Annotated in this window: 1 rRNA gene; it reads left to right on the top strand. The window is 35.6% G+C overall.

The window, feature by feature from the left end:
- Positions 1–11: 11 nt before the first annotated feature.
- Positions 12–126, top strand: a 5S ribosomal RNA gene (rrf, locus tag IDG60_RS02530).
- Positions 127–481 lie beyond the last annotated feature (355 nt).

The raw sequence follows: 481 nt of genomic DNA, 5'->3' as shown, positions 1-481 counted from the left end.
ACATTCATATGTCTGGTGACTATAGCAAGGAGGTCACACCTGTTCCCATGCCGAACACAGAAGTTAAGCTCCTTAGCGTCGATGGTAGTCGAACTTACGTTCCGCTAGAGTAGAACGTTGCCAGGCAAAAAATGGATGCGATGAGCCGCATTGAGACCGCAAGGTCTCTTTTTTTTATGTCTAAAACGTCAAAATAAAAGTTAACACAAAGAAAATGGCTTGACGAAGTGAAAACGTTTGAATCTGACGAAACGAGAAAAGAGCGCAACGAGTTTAGTAGAGCTAAATGAGTAAGCGAGAGCCGAAGAAAATGATAATTTAATAATGTACACTTTCGATTGTCTAAGTATGTATAACTTTAATTTTGTGTTTATATAAATTTAAAATGATATCATCGAAAACAAAATATTGTATAAATAGAGAAGAGCAGTAAGACGGTATCTAATTGAAAATGATCTTACTGCTCTTTTATATACTTTAT

Source organism: Staphylococcus sp. EG-SA-2, assembly GCF_017152085.1.
The sequence above is the reverse complement of the archived record's forward strand: the minus strand, read 5'-3'. Positions and strand labels throughout refer to the sequence as shown.